The 514-nt window shown below is 63.8% G+C and carries 1 pseudogene; it reads right to left on the bottom strand.

Going from position 1 to position 514, the window contains the following annotated elements:
• Window positions 1-514 (bottom strand): annotated as a pseudogene (locus CKO27_RS24085) (glutamate--cysteine ligase); the annotation flags it as partial.

Below are 514 nucleotides of genomic sequence, written 5' to 3'. Positions count from 1 at the left end.
CTTGGGGCGTACCGTGCTGTAGTACTCGTTCTCGATCTGCAGCACGTTGGCGTTGAGCTGCTCGTAGCGATCACCGACCTTGACGCCGATGCGCTGATACTCGGGACAGGGGGTCTCGATCGCCCAGGTGAGGGTGCGTACATACTCGGCGAGGCTGTCGTAGCTCGCCTTGATGCCGGTGCCCTCCTCCTGCTGGTTCTGATAGCCGATATCGCCCATCCGCAGCGAGGTGGCATGCGGATAGTAGAGGGTGGTGTCGTCGAAGTACTCGAGGTCGGTCTCCTGACCCTGCACGAAGCTCGCGCAGATCGCCGGCGAGGCGCCGAACAGATAGGGCACCAGCCAGCCGATGCGCTGCAGGTTGCGCAGCATCCCCATCTGCATGCGATCGCGAAAGGCGCGCGGGTCGCCGCGCTCGCCCTCGATCGCCTGGAGTCGGTCCCAGAACCCCTCGCCGAAGGAGAAGTTGTAGTGGATCCCGGCGATCACCTGCATGGTGCGCCCGTAGCGATTA

This window comes from Thiocystis violacea (genome assembly GCF_016583575.1).
Taxonomy (GTDB): domain Bacteria; phylum Pseudomonadota; class Gammaproteobacteria; order Chromatiales; family Chromatiaceae; genus Thiocystis; species Thiocystis violacea.
This window is presented reverse-complemented; position numbering and strand designations above follow the sequence as displayed.